This is a genomic window from Rhodococcus sp. 105337 (genome assembly GCF_012844225.1).
Classification (GTDB): domain Bacteria; phylum Actinomycetota; class Actinomycetes; order Mycobacteriales; family Mycobacteriaceae; genus Rhodococcus.
This window is the reverse complement of sequence record NZ_JABAGQ010000017.1, coordinates 51,569-77,672: the sequence shown is the minus strand read 5'-3', so window position 1 is coordinate 77,672 and position 26,104 is coordinate 51,569. Positions and strand designations below refer to the sequence as shown.

Annotated in this window: 25 protein-coding genes; 13 read left to right on the top strand and 12 right to left on the bottom strand. The window is 66.1% G+C overall.

From position 1 onward, the window contains the following. The coding region (gene fgd, locus HF886_RS20400; protein ID WP_169653318.1) for a glucose-6-phosphate dehydrogenase (coenzyme-F420) at nucleotides 1-776 on the bottom strand (776 nt) is incomplete at its 3' end. A gap of 308 nt (nucleotides 777-1,084) precedes the next feature. On the opposite strand from fgd, the gene HF886_RS20395 reads away from it, so the two are divergent. Next, nucleotides 1,085-1,855 carry a DeoR/GlpR family DNA-binding transcription regulator gene (locus HF886_RS20395; RefSeq protein WP_169622899.1) on the top strand — a complete coding sequence of 257 codons (771 nt, stop codon included), beginning with the start codon at nucleotides 1,085-1,087 and terminating at the stop codon, nucleotides 1,853-1,855. A 124-nt stretch (nucleotides 1,856-1,979) separates the two neighbouring features. On the opposite strand, the gene HF886_RS20390 is transcribed toward HF886_RS20395, so the two are convergent. From HF886_RS20390 to HF886_RS20360, 7 genes are all read right to left on the bottom strand, one after another. Further along, nucleotides 1,980-2,924, bottom strand: a complete 945-nt coding sequence (locus HF886_RS20390; RefSeq protein WP_169622898.1) for an Ig-like domain-containing protein — start codon at nucleotides 2,922-2,924, stop codon at nucleotides 1,980-1,982. Nucleotides 2,925-3,082: 158 nt separating this feature from the next. Next, on the bottom strand, nucleotides 3,083-4,762 hold the full coding sequence (locus tag HF886_RS20385; protein ID WP_169622897.1) for an FAD-dependent oxidoreductase: 1,680 nt from the start codon (nucleotides 4,760-4,762) through the stop codon (nucleotides 3,083-3,085). A 129-nt stretch (nucleotides 4,763-4,891) separates the two neighbouring features. Next, nucleotides 4,892-5,116, bottom strand: coding sequence for a dodecin (locus tag HF886_RS20380; RefSeq protein ID WP_169622896.1), 225 nt, complete (start codon nucleotides 5,114-5,116; stop codon nucleotides 4,892-4,894). Between the two features lie 128 nt (nucleotides 5,117-5,244). Then, nucleotides 5,245-6,456, bottom strand: a complete 1,212-nt coding sequence (locus tag HF886_RS20375) for a serine hydrolase domain-containing protein (RefSeq protein WP_169622895.1) — start codon at nucleotides 6,454-6,456, stop codon at nucleotides 5,245-5,247. Between the two features lie 158 nt (nucleotides 6,457-6,614). Next, nucleotides 6,615-7,145 carry a DUF6764 family protein gene (locus HF886_RS20370; RefSeq protein ID WP_346765250.1) on the bottom strand — a complete coding sequence of 177 codons (531 nt, stop codon included), beginning with the start codon at nucleotides 7,143-7,145 and terminating at the stop codon, nucleotides 6,615-6,617. Nucleotides 7,146-7,284: 139 nt separating this feature from the next. Next, nucleotides 7,285-8,340 carry a DNA polymerase domain-containing protein gene (locus HF886_RS20365; protein ID WP_169622911.1) on the bottom strand — a complete coding sequence of 352 codons (1,056 nt, stop codon included), beginning with the start codon at nucleotides 8,338-8,340 and terminating at the stop codon, nucleotides 7,285-7,287. Beyond that, nucleotides 8,340-9,404 carry an ATP-dependent DNA ligase gene (locus tag HF886_RS20360; protein WP_169653317.1) on the bottom strand — a complete coding sequence of 355 codons (1,065 nt, stop codon included), beginning with the start codon at nucleotides 9,402-9,404 and terminating at the stop codon, nucleotides 8,340-8,342. Before HF886_RS20360 ends, HF886_RS20365 begins: the two co-directional genes overlap by 1 nt. A gap of 101 nt (nucleotides 9,405-9,505) precedes the next feature. Here HF886_RS20360 and HF886_RS20355 point away from each other — a divergent pair, with 101 nt between their 5' ends. The 10 genes from HF886_RS20355 to HF886_RS20310 all read left to right on the top strand — a co-directional run bounded on the left by HF886_RS20355 (nucleotide 9,506) and on the right by HF886_RS20310 (nucleotide 19,903). Continuing rightward, the gene (locus tag HF886_RS20355) at nucleotides 9,506-10,099 is read left to right on the top strand and encodes a hypothetical protein (RefSeq protein ID WP_169653316.1); all 594 of its coding nucleotides are present in this window, start codon (nucleotides 9,506-9,508) and stop codon (nucleotides 10,097-10,099) included. 102 nt (nucleotides 10,100-10,201) lie between these two features. Continuing rightward, nucleotides 10,202-11,002 carry a 3'-5' exonuclease gene (locus tag HF886_RS20350; protein WP_169653315.1) on the top strand — a complete coding sequence of 267 codons (801 nt, stop codon included), beginning with the start codon at nucleotides 10,202-10,204 and terminating at the stop codon, nucleotides 11,000-11,002. 266 nt (nucleotides 11,003-11,268) lie between these two features. Then, a complete protein-coding gene (locus HF886_RS20345) occupies nucleotides 11,269-12,012 on the top strand; it encodes a TetR family transcriptional regulator (RefSeq protein ID WP_169622891.1) in 744 nt (247 codons plus the stop codon). Nucleotides 12,013-12,155: 143 nt separating this feature from the next. Further along, on the top strand, nucleotides 12,156-13,313 hold the full coding sequence (locus tag HF886_RS20340; protein WP_169622890.1) for an acyl-CoA dehydrogenase: 1,158 nt from the start codon (nucleotides 12,156-12,158) through the stop codon (nucleotides 13,311-13,313). A 62-nt stretch (nucleotides 13,314-13,375) separates the two neighbouring features. Next, the gene (locus HF886_RS20335) at nucleotides 13,376-14,224 is read left to right on the top strand and encodes a 3-hydroxybutyryl-CoA dehydrogenase (protein WP_169622910.1); all 849 of its coding nucleotides are present in this window, start codon (nucleotides 13,376-13,378) and stop codon (nucleotides 14,222-14,224) included. A gap of 105 nt (nucleotides 14,225-14,329) precedes the next feature. Then, nucleotides 14,330-14,629 (top strand): hypothetical protein, encoded by a 300-nt coding sequence (locus HF886_RS20330; protein WP_346765249.1) that lies wholly within the window; start codon nucleotides 14,330-14,332, stop codon nucleotides 14,627-14,629. Next, a complete protein-coding gene (locus tag HF886_RS20325; RefSeq protein ID WP_169653314.1) occupies nucleotides 14,626-15,621 on the top strand; it encodes a hypothetical protein in 996 nt (331 codons plus the stop codon). Before HF886_RS20330 ends, HF886_RS20325 begins: the two co-directional genes overlap by 4 nt. Nucleotides 15,622-15,778: 157 nt before the next feature. Next, nucleotides 15,779-16,588 (top strand): hypothetical protein, encoded by an 810-nt coding sequence (locus HF886_RS20320; RefSeq protein WP_169653313.1) that lies wholly within the window; start codon nucleotides 15,779-15,781, stop codon nucleotides 16,586-16,588. Continuing rightward, nucleotides 16,585-17,127, top strand: coding sequence for an LpqN/LpqT family lipoprotein (locus tag HF886_RS20315; protein WP_206039027.1), 543 nt, complete (start codon nucleotides 16,585-16,587; stop codon nucleotides 17,125-17,127). Before HF886_RS20320 ends, HF886_RS20315 begins: the two co-directional genes overlap by 4 nt. A 268-nt stretch (nucleotides 17,128-17,395) precedes the next feature. Continuing rightward, the gene (locus HF886_RS20310) at nucleotides 17,396-19,903 is read left to right on the top strand and encodes an ATP-dependent Clp protease ATP-binding subunit (protein WP_169653312.1); all 2,508 of its coding nucleotides are present in this window, start codon (nucleotides 17,396-17,398) and stop codon (nucleotides 19,901-19,903) included. A 36-nt stretch (nucleotides 19,904-19,939) separates the two neighbouring features. On the opposite strand, the gene HF886_RS20305 is transcribed toward HF886_RS20310, so the two are convergent. From HF886_RS20305 to HF886_RS20290, 4 genes are all read right to left on the bottom strand, one after another. Further along, the gene (locus HF886_RS20305) at nucleotides 19,940-20,407 is read right to left on the bottom strand and encodes a DUF1801 domain-containing protein (protein ID WP_169653311.1); all 468 of its coding nucleotides are present in this window, start codon (nucleotides 20,405-20,407) and stop codon (nucleotides 19,940-19,942) included. Nucleotides 20,408-20,638: 231 nt separating this feature from the next. Next, the gene (locus HF886_RS20300) at nucleotides 20,639-21,289 is read right to left on the bottom strand and encodes a GTP pyrophosphokinase family protein (RefSeq protein WP_346765251.1); all 651 of its coding nucleotides are present in this window, start codon (nucleotides 21,287-21,289) and stop codon (nucleotides 20,639-20,641) included. 13 nt (nucleotides 21,290-21,302) lie between these two features. Continuing rightward, nucleotides 21,303-22,643, bottom strand: a complete 1,341-nt coding sequence (locus tag HF886_RS20295) for an MFS transporter (protein ID WP_169653310.1) — start codon at nucleotides 22,641-22,643, stop codon at nucleotides 21,303-21,305. 40 nt (nucleotides 22,644-22,683) lie between these two features. Beyond that, on the bottom strand, nucleotides 22,684-23,688 hold the full coding sequence (locus tag HF886_RS20290; RefSeq protein WP_169653309.1) for an aldo/keto reductase: 1,005 nt from the start codon (nucleotides 23,686-23,688) through the stop codon (nucleotides 22,684-22,686). Nucleotides 23,689-23,818: 130 nt separating this feature from the next. Between HF886_RS20290 and HF886_RS20285 the strand changes: the two genes are divergently transcribed. Further along, entirely contained in the window at nucleotides 23,819-24,391 is a 573-nt protein-coding gene (locus HF886_RS20285; protein ID WP_169653308.1) for a TIGR03086 family metal-binding protein, read from the top strand. Continuing rightward, nucleotides 24,388-26,100: a dihydroxy-acid dehydratase gene (gene ilvD, locus HF886_RS20280; protein ID WP_169622882.1), complete on the top strand. Its 1,713-nt coding sequence runs from the start codon at nucleotides 24,388-24,390 to the stop codon at nucleotides 26,098-26,100. Before HF886_RS20285 ends, ilvD begins: the two co-directional genes overlap by 4 nt. The last annotated feature ends 4 nt before the right edge of the window (nucleotides 26,101-26,104 follow it).

Genomic DNA, 26,104 nt, shown 5'->3' with positions numbered 1-26,104 from the left:
CTGTGCTTCTGCTCCGGCGTCAACGACAACGGCGCCCAGAACCGCGTGTTCTCCAACGCCAACTCCGGATCGGTGTCATACGAAATCTTGATCTCGATCATCTTGTCGATCCCCGCGACATCACGCCCGGCCCTCGCCGCACCCTCCGCCACCGCCGGCAACAACTTCTCCGTATACAACTCCATGCCCTTACCCGACGTGCAGATGAACCCATCCCCCGCACGGCCCGCATAGCGCGCGACCACCGGACCACCCGCCGCCACATACACCGGAACCCCACCCTCGGGCACGTCGTAGATCGACGCCCCCTTCGTCGAATAGAACTCCCCCTCGAAATCGACCCGATCTCCCAGCCACAACTGCCGCATCAACGCCACCGACTCCCGAAGCCGCGCGAACCGTTCCTTGAACTCCGGCCACTGCCCGGCATAGCCGGTGGCGATCTCGTTGAGTGCTTCACCGGTCCCCACACCCAGAAACACCCGCCCCGGATACAGACACCCCATCGTCGCGAACACCTGCGCGATCACCGCCGGGTTGTACCGGAACGTCGGAGTCAGCACCGACGTCCCCAACTGCAACCGCTCGGTGCGCTCGCCCACCGCGGTCATCCACGCCAGCGAGAACGGGGCATGCCCACCGTTGTGCCGCCACGGCTGGAAATGATCCGACACCGTCGCCGAATCCATCCCGTGCGCCTCGGCGAGCACCCCGAGTTCGACCAGCTCACGCGGCCCGAACTGCTCCGCCGACGCCTTGTATCCCAACTTCAGCATGTCCGTCCGCCTCCACGTCGACATCGCCTCGCCACAGAGGAGGGCATCGTCGACCCGGCGCCCGGAGCCTCGGCGGCTCTGGTGATGCTCATTATGATCACGCAAATTCGCGCATATACTGCACGAAATAATGCACATTTCCGAGTGTTTGTGTCAATATCTGTGCACATACAAGTGTGGGTGCGCTATCGTCGTGCGATCGTTCCGCACAACCGAACCGCGTGATCTCCCCGCGGGCATCCCAGATGCACAACATGAACGCGCAGCCCGAACAGCGCAGCATCCCAGCAGAATCCGGAGGAGTATTCGTGTCCGCGAGTGCACGGCGACGTGAGATCTTCCACCGACTGATGGCCGACGGCTATGTCGACGCGAAAACGCTCGCCGGCGACCTGGGCGTCGACACATCCACGATCCGGCGGGACCTCGACGCGCTCGCCCGCGAAGGAAAGGTCGAACGCACCCACGGCGGCGCACGCCCGGTGGAGGGCGCCGGGCCCGAGGTCCCCTACGCGGTGAAAAAGGACGTGCGCCGGGCCGAGAAGGCGGCGATCGCCGCCGTCGCAGCGGCCATGGTCTCCGACGGGGACAGCGTGATTCTCGACAGCGGATCGACCACCTACGAAGTGGCTGTCGCGTTGCGTCGTCGCACGTCGCTGACCGTCATCACCAACGATCTGCGGATCGCCAAGTACGTGGCGAGCTTTCCCGAAGTACGGCTACTCGTCACCGGCGGCGAACTGCTCGGTTCGGTGTTCACACTCGTCGGCGAGCACGCCGTCCGGTTCATGTCGTCGTACTCGGCGGACTGGGCGTTCCTCGGCGCCGACGCGATCGATCCGACGGCGGGCATCACGAACACCAACACGCTCGAGGTTCCGATCAAGAGGGCCTTGATCCAGGCTGCGGCGCGCACAGTGCTCGTCGCCGACCATTCGAAGTTCGGGCACCGTGCGCTTGCGAAAGTTGCCGCGGTCGAGGACATCGACACGCTCGTGTCGGATTCCGGACTGGCCGCCGAACAGCGCGATGCCTACGGGCCCGCGCTCGTGATCGCCGAACCGTTTTCGCCCACCTGATCGCGGTGCTCGCCGAACCGACACGAAAGCCCGACGCCCCCTGCACTTCCGGACCGTAGACGGTGCCGGAAGGAGGAGGCGTCGGGCGAGATACGTGCAGACGACAACCCGGTGGGGCCGAAACTCAGAGGTTCCAGTCTCCGAGGCCGTCCCAGCCGTTGAGGGTGCCGCCGGCGGTGTTCTGCACGATTACGGGGTCACCCTTCTTGGAATTCTCGAAGAACCACTTGCCGTCCTCGGTACTCACGTTGAGGCAGCCGTGACTGACGTTCGTGTTGCCCTGTGCGTCCACCGACCACGGCGCCGCGTGCAGGAAGATGCCGCTGTTGGACATGCGGGTCGCGTACTCGACGTACGTGCGGTAACCCTCCGGGCTGTCGACGGGCACCCCGTAGGTCGACGAGTCCATGTACATGTCGCGGAACTTGTCACCGACGATGTAGGTGCCGTTCGGAGTGTCGTGGCCGGGCTTGCCGAACGACGTCGGCATCGTCCGCACGACCTCACCGTTACGGGTGACCGTGATCGTCTTGGTGTTGTTGTCCGCCACCGTGACAAGGGCGTCACCGATCGTGAACGACGACCGGGAGTCACCGGCCGCGACGGTGACCGACGTGTTCGCCGGCCAGAACTCGAACGGCTTCCAGCGCACCTGGCTGTCGGATGCCCAGTAGAAATGGCCGTCGACCGGCGGCTGGGAAGTGATGCGGATGGCACGTTCGGCGGCGGCGCGGTCGCCGACGGCCTCGTTGAAACGGATGATGATCGGCTGCGCGACACCGACCGTCTCACCGTTCGACGGGTTCACCGACGGGGCCGAGAACGGAGCGGGCTGCTCGGGAAGCAGCTGCGGCGGCAACTGGGGCGCCCCCGGCCCCTGCGGGACGACGCTCCGGATGACGTCCTCGACACTCGGTACTTCCGGCCCACCCGGCCACAACGGCACTGCGGCGGCGGGGCCGGCGGCGGTGAGGGCGACTGCGGCGGCACCGGCGAATGCGATCGCTACGCGTGCGGACCGGCGTCCAGCCCGGCGGCGACGGTTCGACAAGACATGCTTTTCGACCATTCCACAACCCATCGTTGGACGGTGCGTCGTGACCCTAATTCCCCGTCGCGACGCTTTCGTTACTTCTTATTAGACACGCGCAAACTCGACCCGGGCAATTCGGGTATCCATAAAACCCGCATCGCCCCAGGTCGGACGCTTGTGGAACGTTAACGCATTCAGGAGCCGGTTCGCGATGCCGCGAGCAATTCCTCCACCGATACGAACTTGAGACGAGACCGGCCGGCCGCCGATCCGCGCGACTTCTCCTGCTTGTCGATCTGCTGCCACCCGCGGTAATCGACGAACTCGGGCCGCCGCTCGGCGACGAGGGTCGCAAGCTTCTCGCGATCCGCGACGGGTTCGGGCAGCTTTCCGGCGATGAAGTCGTCGAGGATCTGCTCGACGGTCTCGTTGGAGCACTGCTTGTTGGTGCCGATCACGCCGCTCGGACCACGCTTGATCCATCCGGCGGTATAGACACCCGGCACCGGCTCATCGGTCTCGGGGTCGAGGACGCGGCCGAGGTGGTTCGGGAGCACTCCTCGGCGCTCGTCGAACGGCACGCCCTTGACGGGGGTGCCCCGGTACCCGATCGAACGCAGGACCAGTCCTGCGCCGAGCGTGTCGGTGTCGCCCGTGGGCCGGGCTTCGAGGCGTCCGTCGACCTCGACCAGTTCGTTGCGTTCGAGGGTGATCGATGTGACGGCGTCGTCCCCGGTGATCTCGACAGGCGACGCGAGGTAGCGAAGGACGATTCGCTTGTTGCCGGGCGTCGGGCTCGTCTTCGCGTACTCGGCGACCTGCCGGACCTTGAGTGCGATGCGGGGTTCGACATCGGGGTCGTCGACGAGGGCGCGGCTCGCGGGATCGAGTTCGAGTTCGGCGGGATCGACCATCACGTCGACGCCGTCGAGGCCGCCGAGTGCGAGCAGTTCCGGGTTCGTGTAGGCCGCCTGGGCGGGACCGCGCCGGCCCACGACCACTACTTCCTGGATTGCGGAGTTGCGCAACGCTTCGACGGCGTGCTCGGCCATGTCGGTGCGGGCGAGTTCGTCCGGGTTCATCACGAGAGCACGCGCGACGTCGAGGGCCACGTTGCCGTTGCCGATGATCACCGCGCGTTCGCCGGAAAGGTCGAATGTGCGGTGGGCATAGTCGGGATGGCCGTTGTACCAAGCGACGAACTCGGTGGCAGCGAACGAGCCGGGCAGATCTTCACCGGGAACGCCGAGGCGCCGATCGCTGGACGCGCCGACGGCGTAGAGCACGGCGTGGTGGTGCGCGAGCAGTTCCTCGTGGGTGATGTGCGTACCCACCTCGACGTTGAAGTAGCACTGGGTGTTCTTGTGGCCGATGGCACTGCGGAAGACGTTGGCAATGCCTTTGGTGCTCTGGTGGTCCGGCGCGACGCCGGCCCGGACCAGGCCGAACGGCGTCGGAAGCCGATCGAAGATGTCGACCTGCACGGCCGAATGCGAAGTCAGTTCCTGTGCGGCGTAGCAGGCCGCGGGCCCGGATCCGACGATCGCGACCCGCAGCGTTCCGAGGTCGGCAGGGATCTTGCGGCGCGACCGCAGCTCCGGCCAGTCCGGTCCGATCGGGTAACGCCGGTAGTACTCGGCATTGATTTCGAGGTACGGCTCCTGGGCGGGCGTGAGCTCGTTGTCGGCCGCGATGGCGTCGACCGGGCACTCGTCGACGCACGCCCCGCAGTCGATGCACGTATCGGGATCGATGTAGAGCATCTCCGTCGTAGCGAACGGCGCTTCGTCGGGCGTGGGATGGATGCAGTTGACCGGGCAGACTTCGACGCACGAGACGTCGTTGCAACATGCCTGGGTGATCACATAAGCCACAGTGGATACCTGCCTGAAAGTGCCGGTGGGGTACGACGATCGGGGCCCCAGACTATAACACGTTGCAAGTCTGGTCGAGAACGTCGTTATCGTCACTCTAGCAGGGCATTTCAGTGCTCGAGAATGACCTCAACGCGCCAACTCGTCTCCCGACTCTATCCTGAATCCGATCTTGAGCGTGACTTGGGTATGAGCGACCTTTCCGTCGTCGATGTGACCGCGCACATTGACCATTTCGAACCATTCGAGATGCCGCGTCTTCTCCGCCGCCCGCGCCACCGCTTTCGCGATCGCGTCGTCCACCCCGGTGGTCGACGAGCCGACCACTTCGATCACTCGATAGACGTGGTTCATTCCCACCGCTCCTTGCATCGCCACCGAACACCGGTCCGTGTCCTGGTCGGATACTCCCGCTCACGCTGGGTCCGCGTGCCGGAATCCGCGAAAATGGCAAGACATCGGCCGGAGAGACCGCTGCGTCGTCAGGCCAGGCGAGCCAAGTCGCGCGCCAGGGCGCCGAGCCGGGCAAGGCGCAGGTCGCCGAGGGGCATCGCGCCCACGCCGAGGCGGTTGGTGACGAATGCGAGCGACATTCCCGAATCCAGATCGGCGAATGCTCCGGAACCACCGACCCCGTAGTGACCGAACGCGCCGCGCGGGCGCTCGCGGCTGGCGAATATCGGCTGGTGATAGCCGAGACGCCACGCCATCGGCACGCCGAGCACGTAGTCGCGGCTCCGCAACCGCACCTCGTCCATCGCGGCAATGGTCGACGGATCGAGGAACTTCACTCCGTCGATCGTGCCGCCACCCGCGATCGCGCCGTACATACGAGCGAGCGACCGTGCGGTGAAGACGCCGTTCCAGCCCGGCATCACCGAATCGTGCACCGCCGGATCGCGAACGAGTTCGTCGAAACCCGCGGGCATCGCCGCTTCGACCAGGCCCCGCGTCGGCGCGACCCGCGACAGGACGGACGCACTGACACCCCAGTCGAGCCCCACCGGATTGATCCGCGGGAACAATCGCGCGATGCGGCCGCGCTCGTCGTGCGGGACCCGGTACCAGAAGTCCTGACACCCGAGGGGCTGCGCGATCTCACGGTCGACGACTTCGGTGAACGGCAACCCGGTTACACGCTGGACGATTTCGGCGACCAGCCAGCCGTAGGTCACCGCGTGGTAACCCGAACCCGACATTCTGCGACGGTCGGGGGTGGCCGCAGCAAGCGCGGCGACGGTCGCGTCGTAGTCGAGAATGCCCCTTTTTCCGGGGACGAGCCCCCGGACGCGGTGCAATCCGGCCCGATGCGTCATGACGTCTGCGACGGTGAGAGATCCCTTGCCGCCGGCCGCGAACTCGGGCCAGTACTGGGCGACCGGGGCGGAGTAGTCGATCAGTCCGCGTTCGGCGAGACGGTGCACGACGGTGGACGCGACGCCTTTGCCCGTCGAGAAGGACAGCGCCATCGTGTCCTGCGTCCACCGGCGCGTGCGGTCGGCCCAGCCTGCCCAGACGTCGAGGACCTTCTCGCCGTGCAGGTAGGCGGTGAGTGCTCCACCGCCGTGGTGAGGCTGTGTGTACAGCGCGAAGAACCTGTCGGCCAGCGGGAGGAACCGCGGATCGACATGCATCTCGGTCCGCGACAGGTGGTCGTCGTGCCCCTCCGCGGCAAGCACCGCTCCGGTCGTCATCGACATCCTCCCCTCGACATGTGCCGAAAGGCTACGTGCGGAGGGCAATGAACGGAAGGCTTTCCGTACAGGCTGTTTGTATTCCCAATCCGGTGTCGTCGCCGCGCGCCCCGAAGGCGCGGACTACGGACGTGGCAATACGACCCGTGCCCGCGGAATCAGGGTGCGGCCGGGGTCACGTAGCGAAAGGCACCGGCCACGACGCACCCCGACCCGGTCGCGAGGTTGATCGTCGCGGCCAGCTCACCCTCACACAGCACCGGATCGTCGGCGTCACCGACGAAAGCCTGGGATCGAGGACCCGTCACGACCAGGGCGGTGCCGGGCTCGTCCAGCAACCCCAGCGCGAGGGACTCGAACCCGTATCCGACCGCCAGGAGCTGCCCGCCACGGCTCTCGCCCGCGCCGACTCCACCGGCGAACCCTGCGGCCCCGATCGTCGCGCCGGCGCCGGCATCCGCGAATCCGACGCCGGACTCACCGAGGCTCCAGGCACCGCCCGTCCCGTCGGTGGTCGCGCCACATGCCGCGGCGCCGTCGACCCGAGTCACCTCCGCCGGGCCTCCCGGCGGTGCCGCGCACGTGGTCGCGGCGAGCGCGGATCCCGGAACGAGGAGACCTGCCCCCACGACGGCGGCGCCGATCACACCGGCACCGAACAGCCGACCCGACATCCACGTGCGAGACACAGACACGATCCTCCCGAAACTCCGGCGAACAGGTTCCCGCACAGTCTATGGAAATCCCGGGAAGCTGATCTTCCGACGAGGTAACGAGCAGGGACCGATTCAGCAGCCGGTCCGGACCGGGCGAACGACGCGGATCGTCTCAGCCGGTGGTCTTCCGGTCCGTGTCCCGCGACGGCTGCACCCGCTTGGGTTCACCGGGCATCTTCGGATGGGTCGGTGGATACGGCAGATCGCCGAGTCCGTCGGCGGCATCCCGGTCCGCCATCTCGAGCAGCACATCGAGCGAGTGAGCGTGATCGTCGAGTGTGGACATCGGATCGCCGCGGCGCGCGAGCAATTCCGGCACCGTCGCGATGGTGAAGTCGTCAGGTTCGGCGTCGGCGAGTTCGTCCCAGGTCAGCGGGGTCGACACGGTGGCGATGGGTGTCCGCCGCACCGAATAGGCCGAGGCGATGGTCTTGTCACGGGCGTTCTGGTTGTAGTCGAGGAACAAGCGGTCACCCCGCTCCTCCTTCCACCACGAGGTGGTCGCGCGCCCGTCGCTGCGACGCTCGATTTCGCGCATGAGTGCGATACCGGCGCGTCGCACACCGACGAAATCCCACTCCGGCACGATCCGCAGGTAGACATGCAGGCCGCGACCCCCCGACGTCTTGGGGAATCCGGTGAGCCCCAGTTCATCGAGCAGGGGCCGCACCACGTCGAGTGCGACGGCACGTGCCGCACCGAATCCCGTCCCGTCGGGCGGATCGAGATCGATGCGGAGTTCGTCCGGCCGGTCCACGTCGCCACAGCGCACCGCCCACGGATGGAAGGTGACCGTGCCGAGATTCGCCGCCCAGACGATGTCGGCGGCCGTGCGCACGCGAAGCGCATCCGCGGTACGGCCCGAGGGAAACGTGATCTCGCACGTGGCGACATGATCGGGCCGCTTGGCAGGTGCCCGCTTCTGGTAGATCTCCTCGGAGTCGATGCCGCCGGGAAACCGCTGGAGGTGGGTGGGCCGTTCACGCAGCGCGCCGAGCAGTGGCGCACCGAGTTCGGTGGTCACCGTCCGGTAGTACTCCACCAGGTGCCGTTTCGTGCCGCCGGACGAGCCCAGTCGGGGGAAGTAGATCTTGTCCGGATTCGACAGCCGGACAGGAACTCCGTCGACGTCGAGTTCCTCTGCGGGCGAGCGTTCGGCAGCCACGATCAGTCCTCCGTCCGGTCCAGCACGTCGCCCAGGTCGTATCGCACGGGCACGTCCAGCTGATCGTAAGTGCAGCTTGCCGGGTCCCGGTCGGGTCTCCACCGCTGAAACCGCGCGGCGTGCCGGAACCGCATCCCTGCTCCGGCCGTGCCTTCCATCTGGTCGTACGCCACTTCGAGTACGCGCTCCGGTCGCAACGGCACCCAACTGCGATCCACTCCCGACCGCCAGCGGGTCGCTTCTCCCTCGGCGACGACGTCCGCACCGACGCGCAGCGGCTCGAGTTCCGCGAGCAACTCCTTCCGTCTCGCGGTGGTGAAAGCGGATGCGCCACCGACCATCGCGAGTTCACCGTCGTGGTACAGGCCGAGCAGAAGGGATCCGACGCCGTCGACACTCTTGTGCTTGCGATATCCGATGAGAACGCAGTCCGCCGTGCGAGCGTGCTTGAGCTTGATCATCTCTCGCTTGTCGGGTCGGTAGATTCCGTCGAGTCGCTTGGCGACCACACCGTCGAGGCCGGCGCCTTCGAATTCCTCGAACCATCGCTGCGCGGTCGCGGCGTCCGTGGTGGACGCCGTGACGTGACAGCTGGGTCCTCCTCCGAGCGCGTCGCGCAACCGTGCACGACGGTCGGCGAACGGACTGGTCATGAGGTCCTCGTCGCCGAGTGCAAGCAGGTCGAATCCCACGAACTGGGCCGGTGTCTGTTCGGCGAGCAGCGCCACCCGGCTCGCCGCGGGATGGATACGTTCGGACAACGACTGCCAGTCGAGCCGGGTCAGCCCGTCGCGCTCGCGCGGAACGACGATTTCTCCGTCGACGACGCATCTCGCGGGAAGTTCCGCGCGGACGGCCGCGACGAGTTCGGGAAAGTACCTCGCCAGATCCTTGCCACCGCGCGACGAGAACACCACCTCCTCACCGTCGCGAAAGACGATCGCCCGGAAGCCGTCCCACTTGGGCTCGTACGACCACACGGCCGTTCCGTCGTCGGGCTGTGCCGGAACCGCGGTGGCAGCCTTCGCCAGCATCGGTGCCAGGGGTGGAACCACGGGGAGGTCCATCCGCACATGGTCGCACTCCGGGGGGCATTCCGCGTTCGGGATCGCATGAAATCCGCGACCTGGACGGATCGACGGAAACAGACATTCCGTACCCTCCACACATGATCATTCTCCGGCGGGCGGGGCTCGCTCTCGTGACGGTGGTGGCGGTGGCCGTGCTCGGCGGATGCGCCTCCGAGACCGAGGGCCGCGCGCTGCCCGGCGCCGACGCCGTGGCGAGCACGACCACCACCCCGGCTCCGGCGACCTCGCGTTCGACCACCGCGAGCACGACGGCCGCAGACCTGGATCTGGAAGTCGACGTCGAACCCGGGGACTGTGTCGCACTGGGGGGCGCGGTCGACGCCGCCACCATCGACAACGCCGACTGCGGTAGTCGCACCTCCAACTACAAGGTCGTGGACGTCGTCACATCGAGCGACGAGTGCTCCGAGGACATCGACCAGACGTACTTCGAAACGCTCTGGGGCGTCGAGACGGGTGCCCTGTGCCTCGACATCGACTGGAAGGTCGGCGAGTGCATGGACCTGGGCGGAGAGGATCCCCAGCGGATCGACTGCTCCGCGACCGCGATCCTGGGAGAAAAGGTCAGCGAGATCCTCACCGGCACCTCCGATGTGAACGAGTGCTCGTTCTCGGACTCCGGATACGTCTACGACGAACGCAACTTCGTGGTGTGCACCGATTCGTTCTGAGGCATCGCTCGCCACCGCGCAGCACCACGGGCGTGTCGGTACCCCCGGCAACAATGCGGGCTGTAGGCAGAACACGATCGAACAGAACGCGAGGACACACGAATGACGCACTGGCCAGACAGACCGATCTGCGCATTCGACCTCGAGACCACCGACCGCGATCCCCGCACCGCACGCATCGTCGCTGCCTGCGTCGCCACCTTCGACGGTGACAAGATCGAGTCCCGTTCGTGGCTGCTCGACCCAGGCATCGCGATACCGCCCGAAACCACCGCCATTCACGGCATCAGCACCGAGCGCGCTCGCGCAGAGGGCATGGACTACCTCGCCGGCTATCTTCAGATCCGGCAGGCGGTGTGCGACGCGTGGGAGCGCGGACACATCGTGGTCGCGTTCAACGCCAGCTACGACCTGACGATCCTCGACGCCGAAGGCCGGCGACTCGGGTTACCGGAACTCGACATCGGCACGGTCGTGGACCCGTACGTCATCGATCGCGAGATGGACCGCACACGCAGCGGCAGGCGCACACTCCAGGCGGTCTGCGAGGTGTACGGCGTCCAGCTCGCCAGCCCCCACGAAGCGGAGGCCGACGCGCTCGCCGCCGGTCACCTCACTCGTGCGCTCATCGCCCGGTACCCGCAGCTGGCAGACCTCGACATCATGGCCGACCAGGCCGCGTGGCACGCGGAGCGGCAGCGCAGCTTCGCGGAATATCTCCGTGGCCTCGGCCGCGACGTGACCGACATCGACGACAACTGGCCGGTGCGCCGGCCCGAAAGCGGCAGCACCGGGGTTCTCGAACGGCCGGCGACCGAGACCGGGCGTGTGGCCTGGCACCGGCGCGTCGTGCAGCGGTTGCGCGCGTTCTTCCGTGGCACCGGCAGCCGCGCGACGAGGTGAGACCTCGCCCGAAGGCAGAATTCAGCGATTCGTCACCTCTGTACCGTTCGGGATTGGGACGATCACAGGCAACGCCGGTCGCGAGACCATCCGGAGGTGCCTGTGTCCGCCGAGTCCTGTGCCCATTGCTTTTGCGGCGTCGCGGACGCTGCGCGGCGTAGACCGGCGGTGCGGCGTAGGCCGGCGGTGCGGCGTAGGCCGGTGGTGCTGCGCAGACCGGCGGGGCTGTGTATCCCCGACGCGCCGACCTTGAATACTGGACTGTCATGACATCAGGCACCGGCACCCCGCGCCGTCCCGACGCGGCAGGACCCGACCCGGCTCAGTTCCGGGTGCATGTCGTAACCCAGGCGATTCGGCTGTTCTCCGAATTCGGATACGAGTCCACGACGGTCGAGCAGATCGCGGCGGCGGCCGGGGTGTCCCGCAGGACCTTCTTCCGTCAGTTCCGGTCGAAGGAAGACGTGATCTTCGCCGACCACGAGTCGCTGCTCGAGCAGGTCGCCGGGTACCTCTCGGGTGACTTCGCCGATCCGTGGCTGGCGGCCTGCGACGCCGCCGAACTGGTGTTCGGGCATTTTCGCGACCGGCGTGAGCTGGCAGTCTGGCGGTACCGCGTGGTGCAGCGGGTACCGGCGCTGCGCGAACGCGAACTGGTCACGACGTATCGCTACGAACGATTGTTCACCGACTTCCTGCGGGCTGCGGTGCCCTCGGCGAAGCCCGTGCACATCGTGAGTTTCACGGCCGCGATGACGGCGACGCACAACTATCTGCTCCGGGCGATGATCCGGGGGGACGACACGGCCACCTCCGAGCAACTGCACCGAGCGCTCTACGAGGTTCGCCGGACATTCGGCGTGGTACCCCAGGCCGCCACCGGCCCCCGCCCGGGCGTCGACCTGCCGCAGCGGGCCGTCACGGTGGTGACCTTTCCAGTCGGGGCGTCGCCTGCCGATGTGGCCGAGCAGGTCCGCCGCGAGCTGGAACAAAACCCGCCGCCTTCGTGACGAACGTCCCCCGGCATTGACCTGGCACTCAGTGCCCGAGGTAAAATGGAAGAATTCCGTGACGTCGCACACCCTTGCAGTCGATAGGGTGGTGCGGATCCGACCCGATTAATGGCACCGAGTGCCGTTAGGAGTTTGCCACCGTGGCCCTCAATCCCGACTTCGATCTCTTCAAGCTCGGAGACGAGCACGACGAACTGCGCGCCGCGATCCGCGCCCTCGCCGAGAAGGAGATCGCGCCGCACGCGAAGGACGTCGACGAGAACTCCCGCTTCCCGCAGGAAGCACTCGACGCCCTCAACCGTTCGGGCTTCAACGCGATCCACGTCCCCGAGCAGTTCGAAGGCCAGGGCGCCGACTCCGTCGCGACCTGCATCGTCATCGAAGAGGTCGCCCGCGTCTGCGGCTCCTCGTCGCTGATCCCGGCCGTCAACAAGCTCGGCACGATGGGCCTGATCCTCCGCGGCTCCGACGAACTCAAGGCCAAGGTGCTGCCCGACATCGTCAACGGTGCCATGGCCTCGTACGCACTCTCCGAGCGTGAGGCAGGATCCGACGCCGCCTCGATGCGCACCCGCGCGAAGGCCGACGGCGACGACTGGATCCTCAACGGCTCCAAGTGCTGGATCACCAACGGCGGGAAATCCACCTGGTACACGGTGATGGCCGTGACGGACCCCGACAAGGGTGCCAACGGGATCTCCTCGTTCATGGTCCACAAGGACGACGAAGGCTTCGTCGTCGGACCCAAGGAAAAGAAGCTCGGCATCAAGGGCTCCCCCACCGCCGAGCTGTACTTCGAAAACTGCCGCATCCCCGGCGACCGCATCATCGGCGAGCCCGGCACCGGCTTCAAGACCGCCCTTGCCACGCTCGACCACACCCGCCCCACCATCGGCGCACAGGCCGTCGGCCTGGCGCAGGGCGCACTCGACGCCGCGATCGAATACACCAAGGACCGCAAGCAGTTCGGTACCTCGATCTCCAACTTCCAGTCGGTGCAGTTCATGCTCGCCGACATGGCGATGAAGGTCGAGGCCGCGCGCCTCATGGTGTACACCTCCGCGGCCCGCGCCGAGCGCGGCGAGCCGAACCTCGGCTTCATCTCGGCGGCAGCGAAGTGCTTCGCCTCGGACGTCGCGATGGAGGTCACCACCGACGCAGTCCAGCTGTTCGGCGGTGCCGGTTACACCACCGACTTCCCCGTCGAGCGCATGATGCGCGACGCCAAGATCACCCAGATCTACGAGGGCACCAACCAGATCCAGCGCGTCGTCATGTCGCGCGCGCTGCTCCGCTGAGCAGTCCGCGTAGTTTGACACCGCTGAACCATCACACCGATCAGGAGTAACTCGTAGTGACAGTGGAAAAGGTAGGCGTGATCGGCGGCGGCACCATGGGTGCCGGTATCGCCGAAGTCTGCGCGAAGGCCGGAAGCGACGTCCTCGTCCGGGAGACCACCGAGGAATTTGCTGCGGCTGCCCGTGAGCGCCTCGCGAAGTCGGTCGGACGCGGCGTCAAGTCGGGGAAGATCACGCAGGACGACGCGGACGCGGTGCTCGCACGGATCCGGGTCACCACCGACATCGAGGAGTTCGCGGATCGCGACCTCGTGGTCGAGGCGGCGCCGGAGATCGAGGCCCTCAAGGTCGAAATCTTCGCCGAATTGGACCGGATCGTGAAGCCGGAAGGCATCCTCGCCACCAACACGTCGTCCATCCCCGTCATCAAGGTGGCGCAGGCGACGAAGCGGCCCGGCAAGGTCGTGGGCGTGCACTTCTTCAACCCGGTGCCCGTGATGCCGCTGGTGGAGATCATCTCCGCACTCACCACCGATGCCGACACCGCCGACACCGTGTTCGATTACGCGCAGAACACGCTCGGCAAGACCGCCGTGCGTGCGGGCGACCGCGCCGGCTTCATCGTCAACGCGCTGCTCATCCCGTACCTGTGCTCGGCGGTGCGCATGCTCGAATCGGGCTATGCCACAAAGGAAGACATCGACGCCGCGATGAAGGGTGGCTGCGGATACCCGATGGGCCCGCTCACCCTCATCGACACCGTGGGCCTCGATATCACCCTCAACGCCGCGCAGTCGCTCTACGAAGAGTTCGCCGAGCCGCATTACGCTCCCCCGGCACTGCTGCGTCGCATGGTCGACGCCGGCCGTCTCGGCCGCAAGACCGGCGAAGGCTTCTACAGCTACAAGTAGGCAGCCACAGCCTTCGAAGGCGCCCCTACGGTCCGTTCCGTGGGGGCGCCTTCTGCTATCGTCCCCAGCCGGACATATCGGGGGATAGTGTCTCGGGGGGCAGTCGTGACTTTGCATGTCGATCCGGAAGCACTGCGTGCTTTCGCTGCCTTCTTGGCGGACACCGCCGACGCAATGGGCGATTGGGACGTCGGCGAGCCGTACTCCACTTCGGAATCGGCGCTCCCGGGAACGGACTTCGCCCGCGTCTGCGCCCGAGCGGCCGACGTCACCGACCAGGCTTTGATCAATATGTGCGGACGGCTCCGCGAGGTCGTCGATGTAACCAACGGCGCGGAGAACGACTACGTCGTCGCCGAGGCAGATTTCGTCGGTGCACTATCCGCCGTGGACCGGCCGGAATGAATCTCACTGTCTCCGCCGTCCAATCCTGGAATCCCGATGCGCTACGTATCACCGCCGACCGAATCGACCGAATCGTCGACCGACTCGACGACCGTATGAAGGGGCTCCTCAGCGAACAGGACGTACTCGCTGAGCGGTGGACCGGCGACGCCGCGCGCTCGGCCGCCGAACGAATAGTCCGGGAACGCTCACTGGGCAGCGCCATCGCCGGCGCTCTTCTCGAGGTCGGCGGGGCCTACCGCACCGGAGCAAGCATCGTCGAAGGTGCCCGCATGCATTTGCTCGCTACCCTCAGCAGCGCCGAACAATCCGGCTTCACAGTCCACGATGACGGCACTGTCGATCCGTCCGAGCAGATAGCACTGATCGCAATACTCGTGCCCGACTCGACAGCAGCCGCCGGCACTCGATCACAAGTCGAACGCTGCGCAGCCGACCTGACCCGCACCATCTCCGACGCGATCCACCAGGCATCGCGAGCCGCAGCCGAAACCACCGACCGCATCGATGCCGCGGTCAATGCCCTCGAGGTCGCCAGGGATGCCGCGATGCCGGGAAAGGTGGTGCAGCAGGAAAATGGGGAATTCTCCTGGACACCGGACTGGGCAGCAACGACTGCAGCGTCCACAATCGGCTCGATGGCCGACGGGACGAAAGTGGGGCTTGGAGCAGCAGCCGCAACGTCCGGGGACGACCTCGCCCGCGGGGTAGCGCGAGGTCTCGGTCCTGCCGGCGTGGTACTCGGTGTCATACCCGCGATCGTCAACGACATCGAAGGCGGAATGGATCCGACGAGGGCGGTGGTGACGGAAGGATCCGGCGCCGCAGCAGGCTACCTCGCGAGCGCCTGGGCGTTCGGACAAGCGGGAGCTGTACTGGGAACGGGTGTGGCACCCGGAGTCGGAACGGCAGTCGGACTCTCCGCAGGAATCGTGGCCGGTGCCTTCGGCTCGTACCTCGTATCCAAATCGGCACAGTGGCTGTGGAAGTGACCTGACATGAAAGAAGTGTTTGTTGAACCCGAATGAGAATCGAAATCCAGGTGAACCGGGTAGCGCACCCGAACCGGCACCACTTCGAGCACCATGGCCACAACCGCTTCGGATCACATCGCTCGTTCTCTCCCTCGCGATGCTTATTGCGGCATGCGTGAGTCTCGTCTTCGCACATGATGTTTTCCGAACCGGTGATGCTCGGGTCGCTCTCGGTGGAGCCGGCGGCTCGGTCGCCCTGTTCACCATCGCCATATCCTCGTTTCGGAGCGCCGGGTTTCGCAATCTTCGACAATCCCGCAAGCTCGGACTTCATCACGATCCCACCCACGGTGCGGGTATCAGCATCCTGACCGGAAGAACCGCTGTATTCACTACCGTCGTGGCGATGTTGGGCTTGACCGCATACGGCGGTACAGCAGCGTTCGCCTGGCATATCGGGCTCGGCGAAACCCTTTTGCCGTTCGGGCGAGACAATCGCGAAGGCGCTCTCTTCGTGTCGTTATGTGCAGCCGTCCTGGGCACAATTGCGGTCCTGATCGCGTGCGTCCGCTTCGACACGACCCTGTACATCTATCGAGGGGGTGTGCGGCGACACGTCTGCCGGCGAATCTTCTTGAAAAAGCAGGTCCTCGATACCTTCGTCCCTTGGGGAAGCATCACCCGCATCGGAGCGGGCGATCTCGGAGTCCGGGGCGGAACGACGGCCCACCCGGTGATCGATCTCCATACGGCCGAGCCTCTTCCGTCCGACTCCAGGACACGACACGATTCCGAACATCGACTTGCGGTTATGGCCCACCAACTCGTCGTGGAGCCGAACACCCTTTTCGCTCTCCTGGAAAAATTGGCAGAAGATCCGGCTTGTCGTGAACGTCTCGTGGAATCCGACGCAATCGACCTCTTGTGTCCTCCCCCGTTGCGGGAACGATTCCGTGCGGCGCGCGCAAAGAAGGCAATTCGATGATCGATCGTCGGCTTCCGACAACACTTCCGGAGTACCTCGACTCCCACGAGGTCGAGATCATCCCGTGCAGGCGGGACGAATCACGGCATCCGTTGGTAGAGATCCCCGTACCGCAGGGTTGGGTTTCGGTACCCACCGAAGTCTTCCCCCACGCCCACACGGTCCTCATCGCTCCCGAGCACACCGAGAACAGGTGGGCGCCCAATGCGGTACTTCTCCACGGCAGGCTGTCGAAGTCGCGGTCGACGGACGAGTTGCTGGAGGTCGCGGGCAACGAAGCGGTCAGCCTGCCCGAGTGGTACGAAACCTACTACAGCACTGTCAACTTCGGAATATTTCGCTCCACGTTGATTCGAGGATACTACCGAGCCGGTGATATCCGGTTCGGAGCAGCGACGCGCTACGTCGTAGTCGACCACGAGTACGATCGCTTCCTGACGCAACTGACGGTGACTACGCGCGCCGATGCTCCTCCATCTCTGACCGAGAGCGCGGAGACCATCCACGCGGGTCTCGGGATCGGTCCGATTCCGGAATAGTCGACGGCCATAGCCGATGAGGGACCGTAGCGCGTCCGCGTCGTCGGCACCGGACGTTCAGCGCACGCGGGCGGACGACCACATAACGCCTGCTACCCCTCCGGAGGAACTCGCACAACCCGCCGCGGGGGACACCGGGAGCGGTATACGATCAATGTCGGCAGCCGACACCGAATCACCGAGCGAGGCCGTCGCCGGAGGCGACTGGTACGAAATGCTTTGGGTGAGTGCCGGATAGCGTTACATCCTCTCCGTCTCGGAGGAGACTATGACCGACAGCTGGATTTCGCGTGATCCGTTCGAAGACATCTTCGACCGATTCTTCGGCCCCGGTGGAATGCGCCAACCACCGGTCCAGCGCGTCGATCTGAGCCGACTGCTCAACGACGACGCCAAGAGACTTGTCGCGGATGCCCGAAATGCCGCATCAGAATGGGGTAATTCGGAACTGACTCCCGAACACCTGCTGTATGCCGCCACCCTCAACGACCCGACCCGCGGCGTGATCAGCAGCCTGGGACTCGATCCCGACGCCGTCGCCGAGCAGATGCGTTCGCTCGCGGGCAAGAGTGAGAGTGAGGGCGAAGGCGAGCCGCCGGTGTTGAGTCCGGCGGCGAAGCGCGTATTCCGTGTCGCCCAGCAGCAGGCAGGACAATCGGGCACAAGCTACATCGGGCCCGAACACATCCTGTACGGGATCGCGGAGAACAGCGAGAACGCTGCCGCACATGCGCTCGCCGGCGCGAAACTCGACACCGGTGGCCGTCGCGACGCCTCATCCAGCACGACGCCCACGCTCGACCAGTACGGACGGGACCTCACCGCGGAAGCGCGCGCCGGAAATGTGGACCCGGTGGTGGGCCGCGCCGACGAAATCGCGCAGACAGTGGAGATCCTCTCCCGTCGCAGGAAGAACAATCCCGTGCTCATCGGGGATCCCGGCGTGGGCAAAACCGCGATCGTCGAGGGCCTGGCCCAGCGCATCGTCAACGGAGATGTGCCCTCCACACTCGCCGACCGGCGAGTCGTCGCGCTCGACGTGGGGTCGCTGGTCGCGGGCAGTAAATACCGCGGCGAATTCGAGGAACGACTGACGAAGATTCTCGACGAGGTGCGCGACCACTCCGACGAATTGGTGCTGTTCATCGACGAGTTGCACACCATCGTCGGCGCAGGCAGCGGCGGTGAGGGATCGATGGACGCCGGGAACCTGCTCAAGCCCGCCCTCGCGCGCGGGGAACTGCACGCGGTGGGCGCGACCACGATCGACGAGTATCGCCGGTACATCGAGAAGGATGCTGCGCTCGAACGCAGGTTCCAGCCGGTCATGGTGGTCGAACCATCGGTCGACGACACCATCGAAATCCTGCGCGGACTCGCCGACGTCTACGAGGAGCACCACCAGGTCCACTACACCGATGAGGCGCTGATCGCCGCGGCCGAACTGTCCGACCGGTACATCACCGACCGGTTCATGCCGGACAAGGCGATCGACCTGATCGACCAGGCCGGCGCGCGAGTCCGCTTGCGTACGAAGACTCCCGACGCGGACACCCGTTCCCACGAGGAGGAACTGGCACGCCTCGAACGCGAGAAGGACTCCGCCGTCGCTGCCGAAGACTATGCGAAGGCGGGGGAACTGAAGAAGGCGATCACCGCGCTGGAAGAGCGCACCGGAGTCGGAGAAACCGAGTCCACCCCGCAGGTCGAAGTGCTCGACATCGCCGAGGTGATCTCCCGGCAGACCGGTATTCCCGTGTCCGAGTTGACGGCGGAGGAACGGCAGCGGCTCCTGGACCTCGAGGACGTGCTCCACGCGCGGGTGATCGGCCAGGAGCAAGCGGTCACCGCAGTTGCCGAAGGTGTTCGCCGGGCACGTGCCGGACTCGCCGACCCGAATCGGCCGATCGGGTCGTTCCTGTTCCTCGGGCCCACCGGTGTCGGCAAGACAGAACTGGCAAAAGCACTGGCAGAAGCGGTGTTCGGTGACGAAGACCGGATGATCCGATTCGACATGAGCGAGTTCCAGGAGAAGCACACGGTGTCGCGACTGGTGGGTGCTCCTCCCGGTTACGTCGGGTACGAAGAGGCCGGGCAGTTGACCGACAAGGTTCGTCGTCAGCCGTATTCGGTGATCCTGTTCGACGAGATCGAAAAGGCGCACCCGGACGTGTTCAACGTGCTGCTGCAACTGCTCGACGACGGGCGCGTCACCGATGCCCAGGGCCGCACGGTGGATTTCAAGAACACGATCGTCATCCTCACGAGCAATATCGGGTCGGACATGATCCTGGCCCACTCCGGTGACGACATCGAGTCCCTCACACCGCGGTTGATGGAACGCCTGCACGCGCATTTCCGGCCGGAGTTCCTCAACCGGATCGACGAGACCGTGGTGTTCCATCGACTCGCGAAGGAACAACTGCACCAGATCGTCGGATTGATGCTCGGCGGAACCAAACGGTTGCTGCGGGCACAGAACGTCGAGTTCGAGATCACCGACAGCGCGGTGGACTGGCTGGTCGACACGGGGTTCGCGCCGGAGTTCGGAGCGCGTCCGTTGCGTCGCACGATTCAGAAGGAACTCGACAACAAACTCTCGAATCTGCTGCTTGCGGGCACGCTGTCCAGCGGAGACACGGTACGCGTCGACGCTGGAGAGAACGCCCTCGTCATCGAGACGGTCGGCGGGAACGGCGAGGTGACGGAGGAAGCCACCGTGACTGCGGGCGGCGGCGGAAAGGACGCTACGTCCGACGATTCCGAAAAGGACTGAACCGCGCCGGTCGCCCGAGAGCCGGTGACCCGAGAGTCAGTCGCTGCCGGGTGCGCCGACAGCCCGGCGGACGAGTTCGCCGAGGCGTTCCCATGCGTCCTCGGACGGCTCCTGTAGCGCGTACGCGGTGGGCCAGAATCCGTCGTCGGAGTCCAGTTCGGCCTGAACGCTGAACCCGAACGTCGAGTAGCGCTCCTTGTCCATCTGTCCGCTACGGAAGAAGCAGAGCACTTTGCCGCCGCGGGCGTACCCGGGCTGTCCGTAGTAGAGCTTCGGGGCCAGCTCCGGAGCGACGGTTGTGACGATCGCGTGGACGCGTTCCGCCATCTCACGGTCGCCGTCCGGCATCCGGGCGATCTTCTCCAGCACGTCCGCCTCGTCCGCAGCGGCCTTCTCGGCGCTCTTGGCGCGCTTGTTCTCGGCCCTGATTTCTGCTGCACGTTCCTTCATGGCAGCACGCTCTTGCACAGAAAAGCTCTCGTCCGCAGTCGCTTTCGTGGTCATGGCGTCCCTCCCCGGTGTCGGTCACGTGCGGCGTTTCCCAGATTAGGTCCTCACCGTGGGCGGCGGCTTCTCGATTCCTGATCGATCAGCGGACCCCGGGTGGACGGGTACGTGTGCAACCCCCATGTGCCTGAGCCACAAGCCTCACCGCGACCCCGCGAATTACGTGCTCCTACTTGACAAGACACGAAGGCGCACCCGCCGAGCCGTTCGAGGACGAACCCGATAGCGTCAGTCGTCGAACCGGCCGTGTACCCGCTCGTGCAGCGCTTCCATCCGTACATCGAGTGCACGGGCCGTTTCGGCGGCGAGCCGTAGTTCTTCGCGCAGATCGCTCGGCACGGCACGATCGTGTTTGTAATAGATCTTGTGCTCGAGGCTGGCCCAGAAGTCCATCGCGACCGTGCGGATCTGGAGTTCCACGTAAACGGATTCCACCCGGTCCGACATGAACACCGGGACCTCGACGATCACGTGCAGGCTGCTGTACCCGTTCGGCTTCGGGTGCGCGATGTAGTCCACCACGTCGACGACCCGTACGTCGCGCTGCCGGGTGATCATGTCCGAGATCCGGTACACGTCGGACGTGAAACTGCACGAGATGCGGATACCCGCGATGTCGCGGACGTTGGCTCGGATGCCGTCCAGCGAGGGTTCGACGCCCTTGCGGGCGGCCTTCGCGAGAATCGACTCGGGGGTCTTGAGTCGCGACTTGACGTGCTCGATCGGGTTGTAGTCGTGGGCGTAGGTGAATTCGTCCCGCAAGATGTTGATCTTGGTCATCATCTCGTCGATGCCGAACTTGTACACCATCAAGAACCTGGCGAGTTCGCGCGGTGAGAGCGACGTCGCGCTCTGTCCGTCCGTAGGAGGTTCCGGAATCGGGGCGCCCGGATCAGGGTCGCCCACCGTCGGTGTCACTGCTCGTCCTCCTCTGGATGTTCTCCTCCGAGTCTGCCAGTTCCCCGCGACGCGGCGCGGTCCGCTGCCGTAGAACCTGCCATGAGCTGCGCGGATGCACACCCGCCTCGCGGCGCGCACGGCCGCGCGTCACAAGAACACCGACGATCGCGACCACCCAGACGGGATACTGCGCAAGCCACGCGACACGGAACGCGTCGAAGGTGTACCCACCGAGCCGTTCGAGGACGAGACCCATCGTCTGCACGACCAGCAGAGTGGCGAGGAACCCTCCGATGTTGACGATGCCGTTCGCGGTCCCCAGCGCGGTGCCGGGATTGAACGTGCGGGCGTAGTCGAACCCGATCATCGAGCCGGGGCCGCCTACGGAGATGACGACGATGAGAAGCACGAGCAACGCGATCGGCGCCGGACCGGGCAGCGCCAGCACCACGGTCCAGATCGTCGCGTTCGCCAGCATGATCGCCAGCACCATCCAGGAGCGGCGGAGAGGAAAGCGGCCGGACAGGATGCCGAGGACGGGGCCCGCCGCGATCGCGGTAACTACCGAGACCGTCAGCATCGTGCCGGCAGTAGCCGCCGACAGCCCCTGCGCGGAGACCAGATAGGGAACACCCCACATCAACGCGAAGGTCGTCACCGAGAACTGGGTGCCCATGTGGGTGAAGAAGCCCAGTTTGGTGCCCGGGCGGCGCCACACCACACCGATCTGTGCGACCAACTCGCGAAGGCCCATCGGCCGCGTGGCCGGCGCGTCTCCGTACGGCGCGTCACGCACCGTGGCGATGACCAGGATGCAGGCGAACACACCGATCGACGCCGCGCTGCCGTACGCCGCGGTCCATCCCACACCGGTCAGCACCAGCACGAACGGAACCGCGGACAGCACCTGGCCGATCTGGCCGAGAATCCCGGTGAGCTGCGAGACGAGGGGCACCCGTCGCGGCGCGAACCATACCGGCACCAGCCGGAGAACCGAGATGAACGTCAGCGCATCACCCGCGCCGACGAACACCCGGGCGAGATAGGCGATCGGCAACGACTCCGTGGTGGCGAGCACCAACTGAGCCACCGCCATGACCGCCGCACCGATCGCGATGACCCAGCGCGAACCGAATCGGTCGAGGAGCACCCCGGCCGGGATCTGCATGCCCGCGTACACGACGAGCTGAAGGACGACGAACCCCGAGAGCACCGCCGGGGAGATCTCGAAACGCTCGGTCGCGGCGAGCCCGGAAACGCCGAACGCCGTCCGGTGCAGAACCGCCACGATGTAGGCGAAAACACCGACACTCCAGACCAGCCACGCCCTCATGATGGACGAACGTTACTCCCACGCTCGAGAGCGACGCCGACTACTCGCGACCGAGCGACACCCACTGTGGGTCTGCGGACCGCGGTCCGGCGACCTTGTCGGCGAGCAGATCGAGTCGCGCGATCTGGTCCGGTGTCAGCGTCACGTCGAGCGCGCCCACGTTCTCGGCGACCCGCGCGGCGTACCGGGTGCCGGGAATCGACACCGACGGGAGACCGAACTCGCGGCCTTTCGCGTCCAGCCACGCCAGCGCGACCTGCGCGACCGTCACTCCGGCTTCGTCGGCGACCGCCCGGACCTCGTCTCGCACAGTGAGGTTGCCTGGGAGGGCACCGGACGCGAATCGCGGGAATCTGCGCCGCAGATCTCCCTCCCCGAGCTGCTCCGGGTCGAACGAATCGGTGAGCAGGCCCCTGCTCACGGGTGAGTACGGCACGAACCCGATGCCCAGTTCGGCGGCCGTCGGCACCACATGTCGTTCGACATCTCGCGACACGAGGCTCCATTCGGACTGCACCGCTGCGATCGGGTGGACGGCGTGTGCGCGACGGATCTCGTCGCCGGTTGCCTCGGACAATCCGATGTGGCGGACCTTGCCGGCCAGCACGAGTTCGGCGAGCGCACCGACGGTCTCCTCGATGGGCACCTCCGGATCGACACGGTGCAGGTAATACAGATCCACGCTGTCCACCCCGAGCCGAGCGAGTGATTCGTCGATCGCCTGCTTCGCGTATTCGGGACGGCCGTCGATGCGGCGGTTGCCGGTCCCGGCAGAACCGATGGCACCGACCAGACCGAACTTCGTCGCGATCTGCACCTCGTCGCGGCGAGATTGAAGCAGCTTCCCGACCACGGTTTCACTGGTGCCGTTGCCGTACACGTTCGCCGTGTCGACGAAGGTCACTCCCAGGTCCACCGCATGGTGCAGCGTGGCGAGGGCCTCGTCGGGATCGATCGGTCCGTATGCGGGGGAAACCGACATCGCGCCGTAGCCCTGAGCACTGACGTTCAGCCCGGGGGCGAGCTCGACGATGGGGACGGACATGCATTTCTCCTCGGATCGGCGACGAGCACCGCGGACGGCGGACTCCCGGTCGATCCTGACGCACGCCGAGCGCGGACGCACGGATTGAAATCGCCGTGATCACAGCCCGCCCGTGTCTAGGGTGGGAACCATGGCGAACGACTGGGTTTCACTACAACGCACCGCTCGGCGCGAGTTCGACAGCCGCGTCGCGCAGATCACCGACTGGCACGCCCCCACCCCCGACACCGAATGGGACATCACAACTCTGGTCCGGCACGTCGTCGACGAACAACGCTGGGTGGCGCCGTTGCTGTCGGGACGCACACTCGAAGAGGCCGAGTCCGCTCTCGAACCCCTCGGCGACGACCTTGCCGCCGACTGGTCCGCATTCTCCGAGCAGGCGACCGAGGCGTGGGCCGCGACGCCGGCCGACCAGGAAGTCCAACTGTCCTACGGCGCCGTGCCGTGCATCGACTATCTGCGGCAACAGGTCGGCGACATCACCGTGCACGCGTGGGACCTCGCCCGTGCCACCGGATCGGACGAGCAACTCGATCCGGCTCTCGTGGACGCCGTCTGGAAGGACCTCGAGCCGCAGAGCGACATGCTTGCGGGCAGCGGGCTCTTCGCCGATCCCGTTCCCGTCGGCGACGATGCGTCTGTGCAGGACCGCCTGCTCGCCCTCACCGGGCGCGACCCCCGCCGGCACGGAGCCTCATGACCGATCGGCCCGAGCAGCATCTGCCCGACCTCAAACCCCGAAGCCGCGACGTCACCGACGGAATCGAGAAGACCGCCTCCCGCGGCATGCTCCGCGCGGTGGGCATGGGCGACGACGACTGGGAAAAACCCCAGATCGGCGTCGCGTCGTCGTGGAACGAGATCACCCCGTGCAATCTGTCGCTCGATCGGTTGGCGCAGGCCGTCAAGGAGGGTGTGCACGCGGCCGGGGGCTACCCGCTCGAGTTCGGCACCATCTCCGTGTCCGACGGCATCTCGATGGGGCACGAGGGGATGCACTTCTCGCTCGTGTCGCGGGAAGTGATCGCCGACAGCGTGGAGACGGTGATGCAGGCCGAGCGCCTCGACGGATCGGTACTGCTCGCAGGGTGTGACAAGTCGCTGCCGGGCATGCTCATGGCCGCCGCCCGCCTCGACCTCGCGTCGGTGTTCCTGTATGCCGGATCGATCCTGCCGGGTGTCGCAAAACTGTCCGACGGCACCGAACGCGACGTCACGATCATCGATGCGTTCGAAGCCGTCGGCGCATGCGCGCGGGGCCTGATGTCGGAAGCCGACCTCGGTGCCATCGAGCGGGCCATCTGCCCGGGAGAAGGCGCATGCGGAGGCATGTACACCGCGAACACGATGGCCAGTGCCGCCGAAGCCCTCGGCATGTCGCTGCCCGGCAGCGCGTCACCACCCGCCACCGACCGCAGGCGCGACGGGTTCGCGCGGCGCAGCGGCCAAGCGGTCGTGGAGATGCTGCGCCGCGGGATCACCGCGTCCGACATCCTGACGAAGGAAGCGTTCGAGAACGCGATTGCCGTGGTCATGGCGTTCGGTGGATCCACCAACGCGGTCCTGCATCTGCTTGCCATCGCACACGAGGCGCAGGTGGAACTCACCCTCGACGACTTCGTGCGCGTCGGCGCTCGGGTGCCGCACCTCGCCGACGTCAAACCGTTCGGCACCCACGTCATGAAAGATGTCGACCACATCGGCGGCGTACCGGTGATCATGAAGGCGTTGCTCGACGCCGGACTGCTCCACGGCGACTGTCTCACCGTCACCGGCCGCACGCTGTCGGAGAATCTCGCCGGCATCGCCCCGCCCGATCCCGACGGCAAGGTGCTGCGCGCTCTGAGCAACCCGATTCATCCCACCGGTGGGATCACCATCCTGCGCGGCACCCTCGCTCCCGGCGGCGCGGTCGTGAAGTCGGCGGGATTCGACGAGTCGGTGTTCGAGGGCACCGCGCGAGTCTTCGAGCGGGAACGCTCGGCGATGGACGCGCTCGAGGACGGCACCATCACGGCGGGAGACGTCGTCGTGATCCGGTACGAAGGGCCGAAGGGTGGGCCCGGGATGCGGGAGATGCTCGCGATCACCGGCGCCATCAAGGGCGCGGGTCTCGGAAAGGATGTCCTGTTGCTCACCGATGGGCGCTTCTCCGGTGGCACGACCGGCCTGTGCGTCGGGCATGTCGCACCCGAAGCAGTCGACGGCGGACCCATCGCCTTCGTCCGCGACGGCGACCGGATCCGGCTCGACGTGGCCAACGGCGTCCTCGACGTGCTGGTGAGCGACGAGGAGATGGCGGCGCGGCAGCAAGGGTGGGAACCGTTGCCGCCGCGGTACACACGTGGTGTGCTCGCCAAATACACCAAGCTCGTCGGCTCGGCATCGCACGGCGCGGTGTGCGGGTGACCGC

Coding starts and splice junctions, on each gene's coding strand:
- HF886_RS20360 (WP_169653317.1), bottom strand. CDS start 9,404: ATGGACCTCCCCGTGGTTCCACCCCTGGCACCGATGCTGGCGAAGGCT.
- HF886_RS20305 (WP_169653311.1), bottom strand. CDS start 20,407: ATGACCACGAAAGCGACTGCGGACGAGAGCTTTTCTGTGCAAGAGCGT.
- HF886_RS20315 (WP_206039027.1), top strand. CDS start 16,585: ATGATCGATCGTCGGCTTCCGACAACACTTCCGGAGTACCTCGACTCC.
- HF886_RS20295 (WP_169653310.1), bottom strand. CDS start 22,643: ATGAGGGCGTGGCTGGTCTGGAGTGTCGGTGTTTTCGCCTACATCGTG.
- HF886_RS20380 (WP_169622896.1), bottom strand. CDS start 5,116: ATGAACCACGTCTATCGAGTGATCGAAGTGGTCGGCTCGTCGACCACC.
- HF886_RS20325 (WP_169653314.1), top strand. CDS start 14,626: ATGAATCTCACTGTCTCCGCCGTCCAATCCTGGAATCCCGATGCGCTA.
- HF886_RS20290 (WP_169653309.1), bottom strand. CDS start 23,688: ATGTCCGTCCCCATCGTCGAGCTCGCCCCCGGGCTGAACGTCAGTGCT.
- HF886_RS20350 (WP_169653315.1), top strand. CDS start 10,202: ATGACGCACTGGCCAGACAGACCGATCTGCGCATTCGACCTCGAGACC.
- HF886_RS20375 (WP_169622895.1), bottom strand. CDS start 6,456: ATGACGACCGGAGCGGTGCTTGCCGCGGAGGGGCACGACGACCACCTG.
- HF886_RS20285 (WP_169653308.1), top strand. CDS start 23,819: ATGGCGAACGACTGGGTTTCACTACAACGCACCGCTCGGCGCGAGTTC.
- HF886_RS20355 (WP_169653316.1), top strand. CDS start 9,506: ATGATCATTCTCCGGCGGGCGGGGCTCGCTCTCGTGACGGTGGTGGCG.
- ilvD (WP_169622882.1), top strand. CDS start 24,388: ATGACCGATCGGCCCGAGCAGCATCTGCCCGACCTCAAACCCCGAAGC.
- HF886_RS20310 (WP_169653312.1), top strand. CDS start 17,396: ATGACCGACAGCTGGATTTCGCGTGATCCGTTCGAAGACATCTTCGAC.
- HF886_RS20390 (WP_169622898.1), bottom strand. CDS start 2,924: ATGGTCGAAAAGCATGTCTTGTCGAACCGTCGCCGCCGGGCTGGACGC.
- HF886_RS20345 (WP_169622891.1), top strand. CDS start 11,269: ATGACATCAGGCACCGGCACCCCGCGCCGTCCCGACGCGGCAGGACCC.